The sequence below is a fragment of the Vibrio marinisediminis genome, from assembly GCF_014050145.1.
GTDB lineage: Bacteria > Pseudomonadota > Gammaproteobacteria > Enterobacterales > Vibrionaceae > Vibrio > Vibrio marinisediminis.
Window position 1 is genome coordinate 1 of the sequence record NZ_JACFYF010000234.1, and the last position, 275, is coordinate 275.

Below are 275 nucleotides of genomic sequence, written 5' to 3' on the forward strand. Positions count from 1 at the left end.
CAGAGTGGGGAGCGGCACCTGGTTGAGACGCTCCAGCTCGCTTACCCGATCCTTGCTGAGCGGGCCAATGACCACTTGGGCGCCACGGTTTTCGGCTTCGCGGTAGAGCGATTCGAGGTTGCCCGAGGTGCTGTCAATAAAGCTGAGACGGACGCTGGCATCATCCGATAAACGGTGTTGGGTACGGATACCTTCGCCGATCGCCGTGGCGATACGCGACAGTGGGCCCGATTCTGGCAGTAACACAGCGATGTGTTGCACCTCCTGACCCCTCA

The 275-nt window shown here is 60.4% G+C and carries 1 protein-coding gene; it reads right to left on the reverse strand.

Annotated features, from left to right (window positions below; all coding sequences use genetic code 11):
* A partial coding sequence (locus H2O73_RS21015; protein WP_368737176.1) for a penicillin-binding protein activator occupies positions 1 to 261 on the reverse strand: 261 nt, incomplete at its 3' end.
* Positions 262 to 275 lie beyond the last annotated feature (14 nt).